The sequence below is a fragment of the Polaromonas sp. YR568 genome (assembly GCF_943369415.1).
Classification (GTDB): Bacteria; Pseudomonadota; Gammaproteobacteria; order Burkholderiales; family Burkholderiaceae_C; genus Polaromonas.
Genome location: NZ_CALRNF020000025.1, coordinates 30248 through 47743 on the forward strand (window position 1 = coordinate 30248; position 17496 = coordinate 47743).

Below are 17496 nucleotides of genomic sequence, written 5' to 3' on the forward strand. Positions count from 1 at the left end.
ATGGCCACCAAAGAAGCATCCTCCTCCAAAAAAACGGCCGCAACGCCTTCCGCCAACCTTTCCCCCAAGGCTGCGGCTGCCGCCGTGCGCATTGCCGACAACAAAAAAGCGCTTTTCAACTATCACATTGAGGAGCGCTTTGAAGCGGGCATGGTGCTGGAAGGCTGGGAAGTGAAGTCCCTGCGCGAGGGCAAGGTGCAGCTCACCGACGGCTACGTGGTGGTGCGCGGCGGCGAGCTGTTCATCATCGGCTGCCAGATCAACCCGCTGGGCACGGCCTCAACCCACGTGCGGCCGGACTCGGTGCGCACCAAAAAATTGCTGATGCACAAGGAAGAGATCCGCAGGCTGATCGGCAAGGTCGAGCAAAAAGGCTTCACCCTGGTGCCGCTGAACATGCACTGGAAGGCCGGCAAGGTGAAATGCGAGATCGGCCTGGCCAAGGGCAAGGGCGAACACGACAAGCGCGACACCATCAAGGACCGCGAAGGCAAGCGCGAGGTCGAGCGCGCCATGAAGTCCCGCAACCGCTGAGACCGGCTCTCGCCGCCGAGCGGCCCGCGCCGCTGAAAAAATATGTAACGCCATGGAATAAACCACCCGCCCCGGGTGTTTACTCCGGTGCAGGCAGCCTTTGCCTGAAACACAACCGGAGATTTCCATGAAATTGCTACCCATTGCCCTGTTGACCGCCAGCCTGCTCGGTATCTGCGCCTCCGCAAGCGCCCAAAGCCCGGCCAAAGCCGCCGACGGCGTGCTGGTCGGCCCCAACGGCATGACGCTGTACATCTTCGACAAGGACGCGGGCGACAAGTCGGTTTGCAACGGCGGCTGCGCCACCAACTGGCCCCCGCTGATGGCCACCGACGCCGACAAAGCCGCAGGCGACTACACCATCATCACCCGCGACGACGGCAAAAAGCAGTGGGCCCTGAAAGGCAAGCCGCTGTACTACTGGGCCAAGGACACCAAGCCCGGCGACAAGACCGGCGACAACGTGGGAACCGTCTGGCACGTCGTCAAGCCCTGACGGCGCCAAGTCTGCCGCCCGCGCCCCGCCCTGCTTCCCCTGCTTCGCCCAGGGCGGGCTCCGCTACGATGGCAGCAGGCTTTGCCTGACGCATGACCGAATTTCCGCTCACCGACCACATCCCCAGCCTGCGCCGCTATGCGCGCGCGCTGACGGGCGACGCCTGGACGGCGGACGACCTGGTGCAGGACACCCTGGAGCGCGCCTGCTCCAGGTGGCGCCTGTGGGTGGTGGGCAGCGACCTGCGCGCCTGGCTGTTCACGCTGATGCACAACGTCTTCGTCAACCAGGTTCGCCGCTCCATACGGCAGGCGGCGGCGGGCACCACGGTCAACGTCGACGACGTCGAGAACGAGCTGGCCGCGCCGGAGGCGGGCACGGCCCAGTCGCTGGACCTGCAGCGCTGCCTGCTGCGCCTGCCCGAAGACCAGCGGGCCGTGCTGTTGCTGGTCAGCCTGGAAGACCTGACGTATGAAGAGGTCGCAAAGATCACCGGCGTGCCGGTCGGGACGGTCATGTCCCGCCTGTCGCGCGCGCGCAGCCGCCTGCGCGAATTGATGGACGGCACGGCCACGGTGCCGGCCGCCGGCGCACCGGCACAGCTCAGGCGCCTGAAGTAAAGGCAGGACCTCCATGAAAAAGATCCACGACACACCACGCCCCGCACGCGGCGAGCCCCACGGCGAGCTTCTCCACGACAGGATCAACGCCCTCGTCGACGGCCGGTTGCCGCCTGGCCGCCAGGCTGAACTCGGGGCGCAGCTGGGCAACGATGCCGCAGCCCAGGACACCCTGCGGGCCTGGAAGGCCCAGCGCGAGGCCTTGCGCGCCCTGCACCGCCCCTTGCTGGAAGAAGCCATCCCCGACGCGCTACTGGCCGCCGCACGCCGTGGTGAGGCCGGCAGGCGGCAGGTCGGCCAATGGCAGCGCTGGGGTGGCATGGCGGCCGCCGTGATGCTCGCGTTTGGCGTGGGCTGGTTGTCGCACGGGCAACTCGGCAACGCGCCGGCATCACAGCAGCTTGCCGCAGCCCGTTCGGCGCAATCCTTTGTGCACCAGGCCTCGCTGGCGCATGCGGTGTTTTCACCCGAGGTGCGCCACCCCGTCGAAGTCACGGCCGCACAGCAGGATCACCTGGTGCAGTGGCTGTCCAAACGCGTGGGCCGGCCGCTCAAGGTACCGGTGCTGGCGGCCGAGGGCTATGAGCTGGTCGGCGGGCGGCTGCTGTCGGGCGACGGCGGCGCCCGCGCGCAGTTCATGTTCCAGAACCCGGCCGGCCTGCGGTTGACGCTGTACCTGGGCGCTATCGATGCAGCCTTGCCGGGCTCTACCGCCAAAGCAGCGTCCCAGGCCACGCAGGAGACCGCCTTCCGTTACAGCGGCGACGGCCCGGTGCCTTCGTTTTACTGGGTGGACCAGGGTTTCGGCTACGCGCTGAGCGGCGCCGTGTCGCGCGATGAATTGATGAAACTCGCGCAGCTGGTGTACCAGCAGCTTTAAGAACTCGCTATGACTTCAAATCGCGCAACGGATGCGTCTCAGGCGTCCAGGCGCTCGCGAAAAACGCGTCCGCCATCCCGGGTTTGACGTCTTCAATCCGTGCCGGGTTCCACTGCGGTTTGTAGTCCTTGTCGACGGCCAGCGCGCGTATGCCTTCGACGGTCTCGCCGGCCGCGCCTGGGCGCAGGTGAAAGCATTGGTAGACCATGTCGCGTTCCATGCGCAGGTCGTCGGCCAGGCTCATGCCTCGGGCGCGCCGGACCTGCTCCAGCGTGACGTGCAGCATCAGCGGTGAGCGTTTGCGCAAGGTGGCGGCGGTTTTGGCCGCCCACGGATCGCCCGAAGCTTCCAGCCCATCGACGATGTGTTTCACGCGCAGCAGCGAAAAATAGCCGTCGATCCGGCTGTCGGCCTTTGCCGGGCGGGTATGCCCCGCCGTCCACTTCGCCGCGATCCACGCCTCGGCCGCGGAGACCGAATCAAAGGCCTGGCTGCCCAGCGCCTCCCAGAGCCCAGGCAAGCGGGCCGCATCCACCTTGATATCGGCCAGCCCGTAGTCCAGGGCCTCCTCCGCACCAATCACGTCGCCCGTCAGCGCCAGGTATTCGCCGACGTGGCCCGGGCAACGGCCCAGGAAATAACCGCCGCCGACGTCGGGGAACAAACCGATATTGGTTTCCGGCATCGCCATCCTGGTGTGCTCGGTCACGATGCGCACCCTGGCGCCCTGGCTGATTCCCATGCCGCCGCCCATCACCACGCCGTCCATGAAAGCGATGTAGGGCTTGGGATAGGTGTGGATCAGGTGGTTGAGCGCGTATTCCTCGGTGAAGAAGTCTTCGAGCGAGCTATCACCGGCCATCACGGCCTGGTGGAAATAGCGAATGTCGCCGCCTGCGCAGAAACCGCCGAAGAGGCTCTCCGGCGTGCCGGGCTGGCCTTTCTTGTTGGTGCCGCGTATCGCCACGGCGTGGACCTCAGGGTCGTCACGCAAGGCCAGCAAGGCCGCGGACAGGTCCCGGATCATGGGCAGCGACAGCGCATTGAGCGCCTTGGGGCGGTTCAGGGTGATGAAGCCCGCGTTGCCGCGCCGCTCGACCACGACTTCGTTTCTGGTTTCGGTAGTCATATTGCTCATGCGCGTTGTCTCCATCCAATCAGTTCATTGACCACCAGCGCGCCAATCACCAGCGCACCGCCGGTCAGCACGCTCGCGCCGGGTGCCTCGCCCGCGCCGACCCAGGCCAGCAAGATCCCGAAAATCACCTCCAGCAGCGCCAGCAGCGCGACTTCCGGCGCCTTGAGCACGCCGGCGCACATCACCGACAGCACGCAGGGAATCGCCAGTTGCACCAGGCCCAGCAAGGCCAGCAGGCCGACGTCGTGCGCCGTGGCGGAAAACGGCAGCGACAGCGGCAAGGTTGCGAGCGTCGAAATCACCGCGCCCAGCAGCACCGCGGGCACCAGGTCGATGTTTTTGCCGTGGGCGCGGCTGTGCTGCACCACCGTCCAGTTGCTGGCGCTGGCGATCGGCACCATCAGGGCCACCAGGGTTCCGCCTATGTGGCTGGAAAGGTCCATCTGCCCGCCGTACATCCAGGCAATGCCGGCTCCCGCCATGGCAATGGCCAACCAGGTTCGCGCGGGGATTTTGTGGCCGATAAAGACACGGGCCAGCAAAGCCGTAATGAAAGGGCTGACCGCCATGGTCACCAGCACATTGGCCACCGTGGTCAGCGTGAGCGCGACCATAAAGGCCGTGAACATCACGGCCCAGCAGATGCCCGACAGCCAGAACGCGGCCCCGCCGTTGCGTATCTTGGTGAACACCGCCCTGCCCTGGAAAAACGGCAGGATGACCAGCAGCGACACCACCGTGAAAAAGCTGCGCCAGAAGGTGACCTCAAAGCTGCGCGCCGACTCCAGGTGGCGGGTCACGACACCGGCAATCGACCACATCATGGTCACCAGGATCATCAGGAAGACGGCGCGGGAATGCGTGAGTTTCATGGGTGGGCAATCAATCAGGCTGGCATGCGAATATAAAAAAGGCCGCTGGAGCTTGCACACACAGCGGCCTTGTTACCTGGCGCTTCCTCTCCCGTCACCAGCAGGGGCCGCGGACCCGGCTTTGCCGGGCCGCAGGCGCAGCGTCCCCCTCGGGGGTCAGCGCATTACACGGAGCCGAAGGCGAAGTGAAAAGCGTGGGGGCTTACCTTCCAGCGCGCTTGCGGTCGCTTTCTTTCAGGTGGCGCTTGCGCAGGCGGATGGACTTGGGCGTGATTTCGACCAGTTCGTCGTCCTCGATGAATTCCACGCCGTATTCCAGCGTGCATTCAATCGGCGGCGTGATCTTGATCGCGTCTTCCTTGCCGCTGACGCGGAAGTTGGTCAACTGCTTGGTGCGCGTGGCGTTGACCACCAGGTCGTTGTCGCGGCTGTGGATGCCGACGATCATGCCTTCATACACCGGGTCGTTGGCGCGCACGAACATGCGGCCGCGGTCGTCCAGCTTGCCTAGGGCGTAGGTGAAGATTTCACCGTCGTCCATGGAAATCAGCACGCCGTTCTTGCGGCCGCCGATGTCGCCCTTGTGCGGCTCGTAGCCGTCAAAGATGTTGGAAATCAGGCCCGAACCGCGCGTCAGATTCAGGAATTCATTGGTAAAGCCGATCAGACCGCGCGCAGGGATGCGGTACTCAAGGCGCACACGGCCGCGGCCGTCCGGCTCCATGTTCACGAGTTCACCCTTGCGCTCGCCCAGTGCCTGCATCACGCCGCCCTGGTGCTGGTCTTCGATGTCGGCGGTGACCAGCTCGATAGGCTCGTGGCGCACGCCGTCGACGTCCTTGAACACCACGCGCGGCTTGGACACGGCCAGTTCATAGCCTTCACGGCGCATGTTTTCCAGCAGGATGGTCAGGTGCAGTTCGCCGCGGCCCATGACTTCAAAAATGCCTTCTTCGTCGGTTTCCTTGACGCGCAAAGCCACGTTGTGCTGCAGCTCTTTTTGCAGGCGGTCCCAGATCTGGCGGCTGGTGACGAACTTGCCTTCGCGGCCGGCCAGCGGGCTGGTGTTGACGCAGAAATTCATGGTCAGCGTCGGCTCGTCGACCTTGAGCATGGGCAGCGGCGCGGGGTTGGCCGGGTCGGTGATGGTCACGCCGATGCCGATGTCGGTCAGGCCGTTGATCAGCACGATCTCGCCGGGACCGGCTTCGGTGGCTTGCACGCGCTCCAGGCCCTGGAAGGTCAGCACCTGGTTGATACGGCCCTTGACGGCCTTGCCGTCCGGGCCTTCCATCACCACGACGTCCATCATGGGCTTGATGGTGCCCTGGCTGATACGGCCCACGCCGATGCGGCCCACGAAGGTGGAGAAGTCGAGTGCGGAAATCTGCAGTTGCAGCGGTGCTGCAGGGTCACCATTCTGGGACGGGACGTGCTTGAGGATGGTGTTGAACAGGGCCGACATGTCGGGACCCCACTGTTCGTTGGGCGGGCCTTCTTCGAGCGAAGACCAGCCGTTGATGCCGGAGGCGTAGACCACCGGGAAGTCGAGTTGCTCGTCGGTCGCGCCCAGCTTGTCGAACAGGTCGAAAGCGGCGTTGACGACCTTGTCGGGGTTGGCGCCCGGCTTGTCGACCTTGTTGACCACCACGATGGGCTTGAGGCCCAGGGCCAGCGCCTTCTTGGTCACAAAACGCGTCTGGGGCATGGGGCCTTCCTGCGCGTCGATCAGCAGCACCACGCCGTCGACCATGGACAGCGCGCGCTCCACTTCACCGCCGAAGTCGGCGTGGCCCGGGGTGTCGACGATGTTGATGTGCGTGCCTTCCCAGGTCACGGCACAGTTCTTGGCCAGGATGGTGATGCCACGTTCTTTTTCGATGGCGTTGTTGTCCATCACGGTATCGACCACTTTTTCGTGCTCGGCGAAGGTGCCGGACTGGCGCAGCAGCTGGTCGACCATGGTGGTTTTGCCATGGTCAACGTGGGCGATGATGGCGATATTGCGGATCTGTTTGTGGCTCATGGTTGGCTTTCTGGGAACTTTAAAACGTCAAAACTGGCAAAAAAACTGTCAAAACTGTTAATGGTGAACAAGGGCCGCCGCACCCGTGGGCACGGCGTGGCCGGAACTCTGCGCGGCTGCCAGGATGTCCTGGATCTCGATCGGGCTCAGCAGGCGCTGCGGTATCAATTCGTCGGCCGTGATGTGGGCCGAGCCCAGGAAGGCCGGCGCATCGCCGCCCTGCCCTGCATTCGCCGCGGGGCCGTAAACCTGCACCAGCGGTGCATCGGCGCCCCACTGGCCGGGTTGGCCGCGGCGGCGCAGGCCGCTTAAAAACCGCCCTGCATTGTCGGCGTCCAATGTGACAGACGGGTACGCGGACACCAGCGTCTGGGGGGCCAGCAGGCAGGCCTCGCGCTCAGGCTCGGTCATGGCTTCCAGCGCCGGCAGGCTCACGCATTGCCGCGCCGTGAAGCCGCCGGTTTCGAGGCGCCTGAGCGAACCCAGGTGCGCGCCGCAGCCTATGGCCTCGCCGATGTCTTCGCCCAATGTGCGGATGTAGGTGCCCTTGCTGCAGCTCACGGTGATCTTGATGGCGGCCGGCGCGCGTTCGTCGCGGACCACGGCCATCTCGAGTTTGAAGATGGTGATGTGGCGGGCTTCGCGCTCCACTTCCTGGCCCTTGCGGGCGTATTCGTACAGCGCCTTGCCGTCTTTCTTGAGCGCGGAGTACATGGGCGGAACCTGCGCCAGCGGGCCGGTAAAACGCGCCGTCAGGTCCTGCAACAGGGCCGGCGTGATCTCAGGCACGGGCCGGGTTTCGATCACGTCGCCTTCGGCGTCCGCCGTGCTGGTCTTCTGGCCCAGCAACAGGACGGCTTCATAGGTCTTGTCGGCATCGAGCTGGATCTGGCTGAACTTGGTGGCGGCGCCGAAACACAGCGGCAGCACGCCGGTGGCCAGCGGATCCAGCGTGCCGGTGTGGCCGGCCTTGTCGGCGCGCAGCAGCCATTTGGCCTTCTGCAAGGCCTGGTTGCTCGACAGGCCCAGCGGCTTGTCGAGCAGCAACACGCCGTGCACGGGACGTCGCTGGATTTTCTGGCGATGAGAAGATGTTTGCGTCATAAATTCCGACAGGTTCGGCGCACGGGACAACCCGGGCGCTTCGTTGGCACCGTTGTCCCTGAACCTGTCATCAAGGGGAACGGCGCGAACTCAGTCGTCGTGCGCGCGGGAAGAGACCGCCTTGGCAATCAAGGCGTTCATGTCGGCCGCGCGTTCGGTCGTGCGGTCGAAATGGAAATGCAGGGTCGGCACCGTGTGCGTCATCAGCCGCTTGAACAGGCCGTTGCGCAGGAAACCGGCGGCCTGGTTGAGCGCTTCCTCGCACTCTTTCGGGTCGCCGATCAGCACGCTGAAAAACACCTTGGCGTGCGCGTAGTCGGCCGTCACCTCGACGGCCTGGATGGTCACCATCCCGACCCGCGGGTCTTTCAGCTCGCGCGCGATCAGCTCCGTCAGATCGCGCTGGATCTGGTCAGCAACGCGAAAACCGCGGTTGGGGGTGGTGGATTTTTTGCGCATGTCAAAAAGTGTTGAGGCCTTTGGCGTGAAGCCCGGCAGCCTGGGCTGCGGGCGGGCTCACGTTGTTCAGGCTTCCAGCGTTCTGGCCACTTCCCTGATTTCAAAGAACTCCAGGATGTCGCCAACCTGGATATCGTTGTAGTTCTTGATGTTCAAGCCGCACTCGAAGCCTTCCTTGACTTCCTTGGCGTCGTCCTTGAAACGCTTGAGCGAGTCGAGTTCACCCGTGAAGATGACCACGTTTTCGCGCAGCAAGCGCAGGCGCGCCGTGCGGCGAACCACACCGGCGGTGACCATACAGCCGGCGATCGAGCCGATCTTGCTGACCTTGAACACCTGGCGAATCTCGGCATTGCCGATGACTTCTTCCTTCTTGTCCGGCGTCAGCATGCCCGACATCGCGGCGCGCAGTTCGTCCACAGCGTCATAAATGATGTTGTAGTAACGAATGTCCACGCCGTTGTTCTCGGCCTGCTTGCGGGCCTGGGCGTCGGCGCGGGTGTTGAACCCGATCACCACGGCCTTGGAGGCGATGGCCAGGTTGACGTCCGACTCGGAAATACCGCCGACACCGGAGTACACCAGCTGGACCTTGACCTCGTCGGTCGAGAGCTTGAGCAGCGACTGGGACAGCGCTTCCTGGGAACCCTGCACGTCGGCCTTGATGATGATGGGCAGCATCTTGACTTCGCCGGCGCCTATGTCGGAGAACATGTTCTCCAGCTTGGCGGCCTGTTGCTTGGCCAGCTTGGTATTGCGGAACTTGCCGGCGCGGTAGGTGGAGATTTCACGGGCTCGGCGCTCATCGAGCATGACCATGAATTCATCGCCGGCCTGCGGCACTTCCGTCAGGCCCTGGATTTCCACCGGAATGGACGGACCCGCCGTTTTGATCGGCTTGCCGTTTTCGTCCAGCATGGCGCGCACGCGGCCGTAGGTCGAACCGGCCAGCACCACGTCGCCGGCCTTGAGCGTGCCGGCCTGGATCAGGACGGTCGCCACGGGGCCGCGGCCCTTGTCGAGGCGGGCTTCGATCACCAGGCCCTTGGCCAGCGCATCCACCGGTGCCTTGAGTTCAAGCACTTCGGCCTGCAGCAGCACCTGCTCGAGCAGGGCATCGACACCGGCGCCGGTATGGGCCGAAACGCCGACAAAGGGAACGTCGCCGCCGAACTCTTCGGGAATCACTTCTTCGGTGACCAGTTCGCCCTTGACCCGTTCCAGGTTGATGCCCGGTTTGTCGATCTTGTTGATGGCCACGACGATGGGAACGCCGGCTGCCTTGGCATGCTTGATGGCTTCCTTGGTCTGCGGCATGACGCCGTCGTCGGCCGCCACCACCAGGATGACGATGTCGGTCGCCTGGGCGCCGCGGGCACGCATGGCGGTGAACGCCTCGTGGCCCGGGGTATCCAGGAAGGACACCATGCCGCGCGGGGTTTCCACGTGGTAGGCGCCGATGTGCTGGGTAATGCCGCCGGCTTCACCGGAGGCCACCTTGGCGCGGCGGATGTAATCGAGCAGCGAGGTCTTGCCGTGGTCGACGTGGCCCATGACGGTCACGACAGGCGCGCGCGGCAGCAGTTCGGCCTGCTGGCCTTGCACATCTTCGTCGGCAAAGGCTTCCGGATCGTCCAGCGAAGCCGTCACCGCCTTGTGGCCCATTTCTTCCACCACGATCATGGCGGTGTCCTGGTCCAGCGGCTGGTTGATGGTGACCATCTGGCCGAGCTTCATCAGGTGCTTGATCACCTCGGAAGACTTGACGCTCATCTTGTGCGCCAGTTCCGCCACGGTGATGGTTTCGGGCACATGCACTTCAATGACCTTGAACTCGGTCGGCGCCACGAAGTTGGACTCCGGGCGTGCCTCGCGGTCGTTGCTGCGTCGGCCGCGCGGGCCGCTGCGGAAATTGCCGCGTCCGGGCACGACAGGCGCGCCACGGCTTGGAATGCCCTTTTTCTTGGCGGCGTCGTCCTTCCAGGTCGAAGACAGGTTCTCCGACTTGACTTCCTTCTTGCCGGCTGCGCCCGGTGCGCCCGCGACGGCGGGAGCGCCCGGCTTGGCGGCCGCGCCCGGCACGGCGGCCGGTTTGTGCAGCGTGCCCTTGATGGCGGCCTTGGGGTCGACATGCGGCACCAGCACGCGCTTGGGCGCGGACATCATGGCGCGAATGCCCGCGGCTTCGGCTTCGGCCTTGCGGCGGCGTTCCTGCAGTTCCTGCGCCTTGGCGGCGTCGGCCTGGAATTCAGCGGTGGCCTTGGCCTTGGCGGCGGCGGCTGCTGCTGCTGCGTCAGCCGCTTTGGTGACCTGCTCGGCGGCGGCGGTTTCGGCGGCCTTGGCGGCAGCGGCCGTAGGCGCGGCGGGTTCCTTGGCCTTGCCGGCGGCCGGCTTGGCCTTCTTCGCGGCATCGGCGGCGGCAGCTTCCGCCTGGGCGGTCTGCTCGGCGGCCAGGCGTTCCTGTTCGCGGGCGGCATCTTTCGCATCCTGCTCTTCGCGCAGGCGGCGTTTTTCGGCGAGTTCCTGCTCCTGGCGGCGCAGCAGCTCGGCGTGGCGGCTGGCTTCTTCCTCGCGGCGGATCAGCTCGGCGTCGTCGACGACGGGCGCCGGCGGCGGTGCGGCGACTTCAGGCTGCACTTCTTCGGCGGGCAGGTCCGAGCCGTCGTCGCGTTTGACGAAGGTGCGTTTTTTGCGGACTTCCACCTGGATGGTGCGTGCCTTGCCGGTGGCGTCGGCCTGCTTGATTTCACTGGTGGATTTCTTCACCAGCGTGATTTTCTTGCGCTCGGCCGTGACGGTGCCATGGCTGGCCTGCAAATAGCCCAGGAGCTTTTGCTTGTCCGCCTCGGACAGGGGGTCGCTGGCTTGCGCCTTGGCGACACCCGCGCTGGTCAATTGCTCGATCAGCGTGGCGGGGGATTTATTGAGTTCAGCTGCGAATTCAGCGACGGTAGTGGTACTGGACATATGTTGTTTTCCTGCTGGCCTCCATGATCATTGCTCTTGGGCCGCTGCGGGTGCAGGGGTGTCAGCGGCAGCGGGCTCATCGGTAAACCAATGCGCGCGAGCGGTCATGATCAGGGCTTTGGCTTCGTCCGCAGACTGGCCGGTGATATCGGTGAGTTCGTCCACAGCCAGGTCGGCCAGGTCGTCGCGGGTGGTAATGCCCGCTTCGGTCAGTTTGGCGATCAGCTCTGGCGTGAGGCCTTCGACGTCGCGCAGGTTCTGCGAAACGCCTTCGGCATTTTCTTCCTTGGCGATTTCCATCGTGAGGAGTGCGTCTTTGGCGCGGGTGCGCAGTTCGGTGACGGTGTCCTCGTCGAAGGACTCGATTTCGAGCATTTCCTGCAGCGGCACATAGGCCACCTCTTCCAGGCTGGTGAAGCCTTCGGAGATCAGGATGTCGGCGATTTCCTCGTCCACGTCGAGCTTTTCCATGAACAACTTGCGGCTGGTGTCGGTTTCGCTGGCCTGCTTCTGGGCGGACTCGTCGGCCGTCATGATATTGATCTTCCAGCCGGTCAGCTCGGCGGCAAGGCGCACGTTCTGGCCGCCGCGGCCGATCGAAATCGCCAGGTTTTCCTCATCGACGACGACGTCCATGGCGTGGCGCTCTTCATCAACCACGATGGAGGACACGTTGGCCGGGGCCAGCGCGCCGATGACGAACTGGGCCGGGTCTTCGCTCCAGAGCACGATGTCGACGCGTTCGCCGGCGAGCTCATTGGTCACGCCGTTGACGCGGGTACCGCGCACGCCGACGCAGGTGCCGATCGGGTCGACGCGCTTGTCGTGCGACAGCACGGCGATCTTGGCGCGCGAACCGGGGTCACGGGCGCAGGATTTGATCTCCAGCAGGCCCTGCTCGATTTCAGGCACTTCCTGGCGGAACAGCTCGATCATGTACTCGGGCGCGGTGCGCGAGAGGATGATGGGGGCGCCGCGCAGGGTCGTGTCCACTTCCATGATCATGGCGCGCACGCGGTCGCCGGAGCGCAGGTTTTCCTTGGGGATCATGTCGCTGCGGCGCAGGCGCCCTTCGACGCGGCCCGATTCGACGATGATGTCGCCCTTGTCCATGCGCTTGACGGTGCCGACAAAAATCTTGTCGCCGCGCGACATGAAGTCGTTGAGCAGCATTTCACGCTCGGCATCACGGATTTTCTGCAGGATGACCTGCTTGGCGGCTTGCGCGCCGATACGGCCGATAGGCAGGCTTTCAACCGGCTTTTCGATGTAGTCGCCTTCTTCGATGTCGGCGATTTCGTCGCGCGCATCGCTGACCAGTTCTTCGGCTTCAGGGTTTTGCAGGCCGGCTTCGTCGGGAACCACCAGCCAGCGGCGGAAGGTCTCGTAATTGCCGCTGTCACGGTCGACGGCCACGCGGATGTCCACTTCGCCTTCGTACACCTTTTTGGTGGCCGAGGCGAGCGCGAGCTCGACGGCGCCGAAAACGACGTCGCGTTCCACATTTTTTTCACGCGAGATGGCATCAACCAACATCAACAGTTCGCGATTCATTTCACAAGCCTGCCTTTCTTCATTTCTTGAAATTTAATTCTCTGTGGAGGGACCGGCACCGGGGGCTGCCTTGGGTTTACGCCCCTTGAAGTCCACCACGGGCGCCAGACGCGCCTGGTGAATCTCGTCGAGCGTGAAACCCAGCGCCTGCAGCGGTGCGGGTATCTTCTTCTTGCTGACCTTCTGGCCGGGTTTGACGGCGGGCTCGTCGCTCCAGACGATCTGCCAGCCGGCCTCGGCGCGCTCCAGCGTGCCGCGGAATTTCTTGCGGCTGGCCGCCACGGTGGAGCCGGCGCTGGCCGTCACGCCGATCGGCGCCTTCAGCGTGATGTCGACCAGTTCGCCGGCAAAACGCTCAAAATCCTTTTCATTGCGCAGGGGCCTGTCGATGCCGGGGGATGAGACCTCCAGCCGGGCGTACTCGGCGCCCTCGACTTCCAGCACGAACTGCAGCTGGCGGGTGACTTTTTCGCAGTCTTCGGCATTGATGAACTGCTCGGCGCCCTGGACATAAGGCATGTCGATCGTGACACGCAGCAAACCGCCGCCGGTCCGCTCGATCTCGACCAGCTCATAGCCCAGTCCCGTCACAGTTTGCTCAATCGTCTCTTGCAATGCCATTCAGTCTCTAAAACCCGCTTTAAAAATCGATATTCAAAAACAAACGCCCAAAAAAAATGGGCGGTGAAAACCCGCCCATTTGGTCGTGAAGCGCTTATTGTAACGCGCTGCGCCCCTCGATGCAAACAATTTCCGTGCCTGAAACGAGAGACGGTGTTGGAAACCCGCTGAGGGCCGCCGCTATAGCCCCATTCTCATCACGCCGCCGCAGCCTGGACAGCCAAGCCGCATATGGATTTACAGGTAGAGAACAAAGATGGGCGTGGCGTGCTGATTTTCAATATTCGAATCCAATTGGACGGAAAATTCCTTTAAATTCATAATCATTTTTACTGAATTTAAAGTAATTTCTTAAATCCCTCAAGCAGCCGTTACCAGGATTTTGGTGTACGGATGCCGCGGCGAATCGAGCACCTCGCTGAGCGATCCGGACTCCAGGACGTCGCCGTCCTTCATCACCATGACCTCATGGGCCATGGCGCGGATCACGTCCACGTCGTGCGTGATCAGCAGATAACTGAGGCCGCGCTCGCGCTGCAATCTTTGCAGCAGGCCCAGCACCTGCTTCTGGATGGTGACGTCCAGCGCGCTGGTCGGCTCGTCCAGCACCAGCAGGCTCGGGTTGACGATGAGCGCCCGGGCAATCGCCAGGCGCTGGCGCTGGCCGCCGGAAAACTCATGCGGGTAGCGCTGCAGCAGGCCCGGAAACTGGGCCTCGGTCATGCCAACGTCGGCCAGCGCCTGCAGGGCGCGCTCCCGCCGGCCGGCGGAAGCCAGGGTGGGCTCGTGCACGCGCAAGCCCTCCTCCACGATGGCTTCGACGGTCATGCGCGGCGACAGCGAGGAAAACGGGTCCTGGAACACCACCTGGACCGCGCGGCGAATCGCCTTGTTGCGCGCCGCTTCCCGGCCCCAGGCCTGGCCGGCGGCCTGCAGTTGCCCCGAAAAAGGCAGCAAGCCCAGGCTGGCCAGCGCCAGGGTGGACTTGCCCGAACCCGACTCACCAATCACGCCCAGCGTCCGGCCGGCGGGGATCTGGAAACCAGCGTTTTTCACCGCCACAAATTCAGCGTGCCGGAACCAGCCCCGGATACCGGGAATGGGCACCGGATAGGCCACGCGCAGCCCGTCCGCTTTCATCGTGACCGCCGCATCCGCCATGGCATCTGCCACCGCCAGCCCGTCGCGCTGCGGCTTGCTGTCGATCAGTTTGCGGGTGTAGGGGTGCTGGGGCCGGGCAAACACCTCCGCCACGCTGCCCTGCTCCACGATGCGGCCGTTTTCCATCACCGCCACCCGGTCGGCGAACTTGCGCACCAGGTTGAGGTCGTGGGTGATCAGCAGCACGGCCATGCCGTTGCGCCGTTGCAACTCGCCCAGCAAGTCCAGCATCTGGCCGCGCAGGGTGACGTCCAGTGCCGTGGTGGGCTCGTCGGCCAGCAGCAGCCGGGGCTGGCAGGCCAGCGCCATCGCGATCATGGCGCGCTGCCGCTGCCCGCCCGAAAGCTGGTGGGGGAAGGCCTTGGCGCGGCGTTCGGGTTCGGGGATGCCGGTGTCGGCCAGCAGCTGGATGGCGCCCTGCATGGCCTCCTCGCGGGTCTGTCCTTTGTGCAGTTCCAGCACCTCGGCGATCTGGTCGCCGACGCTGTAGAGCGGATTGAGCGCCGTCATGGGCTCCTGGAAGATCATGGCGATCTCTTCGCCGCGAATGCCACGCAGCTGCTGCTCAGTCAAAGCCAACAAATCAACAGTGCCCCGGCTTCCGGAAAAATCCGCCGCCCCGGCTACCCGCGCGTTCTGCGCCAGGCCCAGCAAACTCAGGGCGGTGACGGTCTTGCCCGAGCCGGACTCGCCGACCAGGGCGAGCTTTTCGCCGGGCGCAATGGAAAAATCGACACCGTGAACGACCGCCTTGCCGCCGAAGGAGACGCGCAGGCCTTTCACGTCCAGAAGGTTTTTCGTCATAGATCGGCCTTCCGCGGGTCCATCGCATCGCGCAGGGCGTCGCCCATGAAAGTCAGCAACAGCAAGGTCATCACCAGCACCGCAAAAGTCGACAGGGAAATCCACCAGGCATCGATGCTGTTCTTGCCTTGGGACAGCAGCTCTCCCAGCGAAGGCGTGCCGGGCGGCACGCCCAGGCCCAAAAAGTCGAGCGAGGTGAGCGCGAGAATGGCGCCGCTCATGCGGAAAGGCAAAAAGGTCACCACCGGGGTCAGGCTGTTGGGCAGGATGTGCCGCCACATGATCTGCAGATTGCTGACGCCCAGGGCCCTGGCCGCCCGCACGTAATCCATCTGCCGGTTTCGCAGGAATTCGGCCCGCACATAGTCCGACAGCCCCATCCAGCCGAACAGGCTCAGCAGGATCAGTAGCAAGGCTACGCTGGGCGCAAAGATGGCGCTGAAGATGATCAATAAATAGAGCTCGGGCATGGAGCCCCAGATTTCGATGAAGCGCTGGAACAGCAAATCGGTCTTGCCGCCGAAAAAGCCCTGGACGGCGCCCGTCAACATGCCCAGCAGGACGCCGGTCACCGTCAGCGCCAGCGCGAACAGCACGCTGACCCGGAATCCGTAAATCAGCTGGGCCAGCAGGTCGCGACCGCGGTCGTCGGTGCCCAGCAGGTTGTCGCGGGTCGGTTTTGAGGGATTGGGTTCCTTCGCAAAGTAATTGAGCGTATTGGGCCCATAAGGATTGAGCGTGTAGAACGCGAAATTGCCGCCGCGCGCCAGCCGCTCCCGGATGTAGGGGTCCAGGTAGTCGGTGGTCGTGTCGAAATCGCCACCAAAGGTTTTTTCGCTGTAGTCCTTGACCATGGGGAAGTAATAGCTGCCCTCATAGCGCACCAGTAGCGGCCTGTCGTTCGAGACCAGCTCGGCGCACAGGCTGAGCACCACCAGCGTGCAAAACAACACCAGGCTGTAGAAGCCGAGCTTGTTGCGCCGGAACCGCCTCCAGGCCCGGCGGCTTGGGCTGAGGCTGACAGCAACGGGCGGGTTTTCGCCAGTGCCGTCGCGGATCGGGCTTTGCCCGTCCGCAGGCGGCGCCCCCCTGGGGGGGAGGCGGCTGGAGGCCGCTTCGGGGGGGTTAGTCGAACTTGACACGCGGATCCACCCAGACATAAGACAAATCGGAAATCAGCTTGGTCACCAGGCCGATCAAGGTAAACAGGTACAAGGTGCCCAACACCACCGGGTAGTCGCGCCGGATGATGCTTTCGTAGCCGAGCAGGCCCAGGCCGTCGAGCGAAAACAGCGTTTCAATGAGCAACGAGCCGGTGAAAAACGCGCCGATAAAGGCCGCCGGAAAGCCGGTGATGATGGGAATCAGCGCATTGCGAAAAACATGCTTCCAGAGCACCTGGCGCTCGCCCAGGCCTTTGGCGCGTGCCGTCAGCACGTACTGCTTGCGGATTTCCTCCAGGAAGGCGTTTTTTGTGAGCATGGACGTCACGGCAAAACTGCCCAGCACCATGGCCGTGACCGGCAAGGTGATGTGCCAGAGATAGTCGGTGATACGGGCGCCCCAGCTCAGGGTCTCCCAGTTGGACGAGGTCAACCCGCGTAGCGGGAACCATTGCAGCTGGCCGCCGAAAATCACCAGCAGCGCAACGCCCAGCACAAAACCGGGAATCGCATAGCCGGCCAGCACCAGCAGCGTCGTGACGAAATCGAACCGAGAGCCGGCGCGCACCGCCTTGGCAACGCCCAGCGGCACGGCCACGCCGTAGCTGATGAAAAAAGTCCACAGCCCCAGGCTGATGGAGACAGGCAGCTTTTCCTTGATCAGTTGCCAGACGTCCTTGTTCTGGAAAAAGCTCTTGCCCAGGTCAAAGGTCAAAAACTGCTTGAGCATCAGGTAGAAGCGCTCGGGCGCCGGCTTGTCGAAACCGTAAAGCGCCTTGATCTGCTCGACGCGTTTCGGGTCCACGCCCTGCCCGCCCCGGTAGCTCAGGCCGCCGCCCTCCGCGCCGCGGCCGGCGCCGGCCTTGGCTTCGGCCAGGTACTGCTCGACCGGGCCGCCCGGCACGAACTGCGTCACCACAAAGGTGATCAGCAACACGCCGAGCAGGGTCGGGATCATCAAAAGGCAGCGTTTGAGGATGTAGGAAAACATAGTCAATTGGAGAAGCGTAAACCCAGCAGGCGCCGCGGAACTGGCTTTGCCAGGCCGCAGGCGCCGCCCCCTGCAAGGGGCTGAGGAACGCGGCTCCGAGCCTGCC

General features: G+C 64.0%; 15 protein-coding genes. 4 read left to right on the forward strand and 11 right to left on the reverse strand.

All coding sequences use genetic code 11. The annotated features are described in order from the left end of the window. From smpB to ACLV74_RS16110, 4 genes are all read left to right on the forward strand, one after another. Entirely contained in the window at positions 1-534 is a 534-nt protein-coding gene (gene smpB, locus ACLV74_RS16095; RefSeq protein ID WP_411880407.1) for an SsrA-binding protein SmpB, read from the forward strand. A gap of 127 nt (positions 535-661) precedes the next feature. After that, complete coding sequence (locus ACLV74_RS16100) at positions 662-1030, forward strand: hypothetical protein (protein WP_411880408.1); 369 nt, start codon at positions 662-664, stop codon at positions 1028-1030. Between the two features lie 92 nt (positions 1031-1122). Continuing rightward, positions 1123-1650 (forward strand): RNA polymerase sigma factor, encoded by a 528-nt coding sequence (locus ACLV74_RS16105; protein WP_411880409.1) that lies wholly within the window; start codon positions 1123-1125, stop codon positions 1648-1650. A gap of 13 nt (positions 1651-1663) precedes the next feature. Beyond that, positions 1664-2530: an anti-sigma factor family protein gene (locus ACLV74_RS16110; RefSeq protein WP_411880410.1), complete on the forward strand. Its 867-nt coding sequence runs from the start codon at positions 1664-1666 to the stop codon at positions 2528-2530. Positions 2531-2537: 7 nt separating this feature from the next. Here ACLV74_RS16110 and ACLV74_RS16115 read toward each other — a convergent pair whose 3' ends face one another. The 11 genes from ACLV74_RS16115 to ACLV74_RS16165 all read right to left on the reverse strand — a co-directional run bounded on the left by ACLV74_RS16115 (position 2538) and on the right by ACLV74_RS16165 (position 17390). Beyond that, a complete protein-coding gene (locus ACLV74_RS16115) occupies positions 2538-3659 on the reverse strand; it encodes an enoyl-CoA hydratase/isomerase family protein (protein WP_411880468.1) in 1122 nt (373 codons plus the stop codon). Positions 3660-3664: 5 nt separating this feature from the next. Beyond that, positions 3665-4540: a DMT family transporter gene (locus ACLV74_RS16120; protein ID WP_411880411.1), complete on the reverse strand. Its 876-nt coding sequence runs from the start codon at positions 4538-4540 to the stop codon at positions 3665-3667. A 202-nt stretch (positions 4541-4742) separates the two neighbouring features. Further along, positions 4743-6566, reverse strand: coding sequence for a translational GTPase TypA (gene typA / locus ACLV74_RS16125; protein WP_411880412.1), 1824 nt, complete (start codon positions 6564-6566; stop codon positions 4743-4745). Between the two features lie 57 nt (positions 6567-6623). Further along, positions 6624-7670, reverse strand: a complete 1047-nt coding sequence (truB, locus tag ACLV74_RS16130; RefSeq protein WP_411880413.1) for a tRNA pseudouridine(55) synthase TruB — start codon at positions 7668-7670, stop codon at positions 6624-6626. A 90-nt stretch (positions 7671-7760) separates the two neighbouring features. Continuing rightward, entirely contained in the window at positions 7761-8129 is a 369-nt protein-coding gene (rbfA, locus tag ACLV74_RS16135) for a 30S ribosome-binding factor RbfA (protein WP_411880414.1), read from the reverse strand. A gap of 66 nt (positions 8130-8195) precedes the next feature. Next, complete coding sequence (gene infB, locus ACLV74_RS16140; protein WP_411880415.1) at positions 8196-11096, reverse strand: translation initiation factor IF-2; 2901 nt, start codon at positions 11094-11096, stop codon at positions 8196-8198. Between the two features lie 27 nt (positions 11097-11123). After that, positions 11124-12650, reverse strand: coding sequence for a transcription termination factor NusA (gene nusA, locus ACLV74_RS16145; RefSeq protein WP_411880416.1), 1527 nt, complete (start codon positions 12648-12650; stop codon positions 11124-11126). A 33-nt stretch (positions 12651-12683) separates the two neighbouring features. Continuing rightward, on the reverse strand, positions 12684-13271 hold the full coding sequence (gene rimP, locus ACLV74_RS16150; RefSeq protein WP_411880417.1) for a ribosome maturation factor RimP: 588 nt from the start codon (positions 13269-13271) through the stop codon (positions 12684-12686). A gap of 360 nt (positions 13272-13631) precedes the next feature. Next, the gene (locus ACLV74_RS16155) at positions 13632-15236 is read right to left on the reverse strand and encodes an ABC transporter ATP-binding protein (RefSeq protein WP_411880418.1); all 1605 of its coding nucleotides are present in this window, start codon (positions 15234-15236) and stop codon (positions 13632-13634) included. Further along, the gene (locus tag ACLV74_RS16160; RefSeq protein ID WP_411880419.1) at positions 15233-16396 is read right to left on the reverse strand and encodes an ABC transporter permease; all 1164 of its coding nucleotides are present in this window, start codon (positions 16394-16396) and stop codon (positions 15233-15235) included. Before ACLV74_RS16160 ends, ACLV74_RS16155 begins: the two co-directional genes overlap by 4 nt. Next, complete coding sequence (locus ACLV74_RS16165; RefSeq protein ID WP_411880420.1) at positions 16362-17390, reverse strand: microcin C ABC transporter permease YejB; 1029 nt, start codon at positions 17388-17390, stop codon at positions 16362-16364. The genes ACLV74_RS16160 and ACLV74_RS16165 overlap by 35 nt, the downstream gene beginning before the upstream one ends. Positions 17391-17496: the final 106 nt, after the last annotated feature.

What these genes read in the sequence shown, in the direction of transcription:
- smpB (WP_411880407.1), top strand. Translation starts at nt 1, where the DNA reads ATGGCCACCAAAGAAGCATCCTCCTCCAAAAAAACGGCCGCAACGCCT.
- ACLV74_RS16100 (WP_411880408.1), top strand. Translation starts at nt 662, where the DNA reads ATGAAATTGCTACCCATTGCCCTGTTGACCGCCAGCCTGCTCGGTATC.
- ACLV74_RS16105 (WP_411880409.1), top strand. Translation starts at nt 1,123, where the DNA reads ATGACCGAATTTCCGCTCACCGACCACATCCCCAGCCTGCGCCGCTAT.
- ACLV74_RS16110 (WP_411880410.1), top strand. Translation starts at nt 1,664, where the DNA reads ATGAAAAAGATCCACGACACACCACGCCCCGCACGCGGCGAGCCCCAC.
- ACLV74_RS16115 (WP_411880468.1), bottom strand. Translation starts at nt 3,659, where the DNA reads ATGACTACCGAAACCAGAAACGAAGTCGTGGTCGAGCGGCGCGGCAAC.
- ACLV74_RS16120 (WP_411880411.1), bottom strand. Translation starts at nt 4,540, where the DNA reads ATGAAACTCACGCATTCCCGCGCCGTCTTCCTGATGATCCTGGTGACC.
- typA (WP_411880412.1), bottom strand. Translation starts at nt 6,566, where the DNA reads ATGAGCCACAAACAGATCCGCAATATCGCCATCATCGCCCACGTTGAC.
- truB (WP_411880413.1), bottom strand. Translation starts at nt 7,670, where the DNA reads ATGACGCAAACATCTTCTCATCGCCAGAAAATCCAGCGACGTCCCGTG.
- rbfA (WP_411880414.1), bottom strand. Translation starts at nt 8,129, where the DNA reads ATGCGCAAAAAATCCACCACCCCCAACCGCGGTTTTCGCGTTGCTGAC.
- infB (WP_411880415.1), bottom strand. Translation starts at nt 11,096, where the DNA reads ATGTCCAGTACCACTACCGTCGCTGAATTCGCAGCTGAACTCAATAAA.
- nusA (WP_411880416.1), bottom strand. Translation starts at nt 12,650, where the DNA reads ATGAATCGCGAACTGTTGATGTTGGTTGATGCCATCTCGCGTGAAAAA.
- rimP (WP_411880417.1), bottom strand. Translation starts at nt 13,271, where the DNA reads ATGGCATTGCAAGAGACGATTGAGCAAACTGTGACGGGACTGGGCTAT.
- ACLV74_RS16155 (WP_411880418.1), bottom strand. Translation starts at nt 15,236, where the DNA reads ATGACGAAAAACCTTCTGGACGTGAAAGGCCTGCGCGTCTCCTTCGGC.
- ACLV74_RS16160 (WP_411880419.1), bottom strand. Translation starts at nt 16,396, where the DNA reads ATGTCTGGGTGGATCCGCGTGTCAAGTTCGACTAACCCCCCCGAAGCG.
- ACLV74_RS16165 (WP_411880420.1), bottom strand. Translation starts at nt 17,390, where the DNA reads ATGTTTTCCTACATCCTCAAACGCTGCCTTTTGATGATCCCGACCCTG.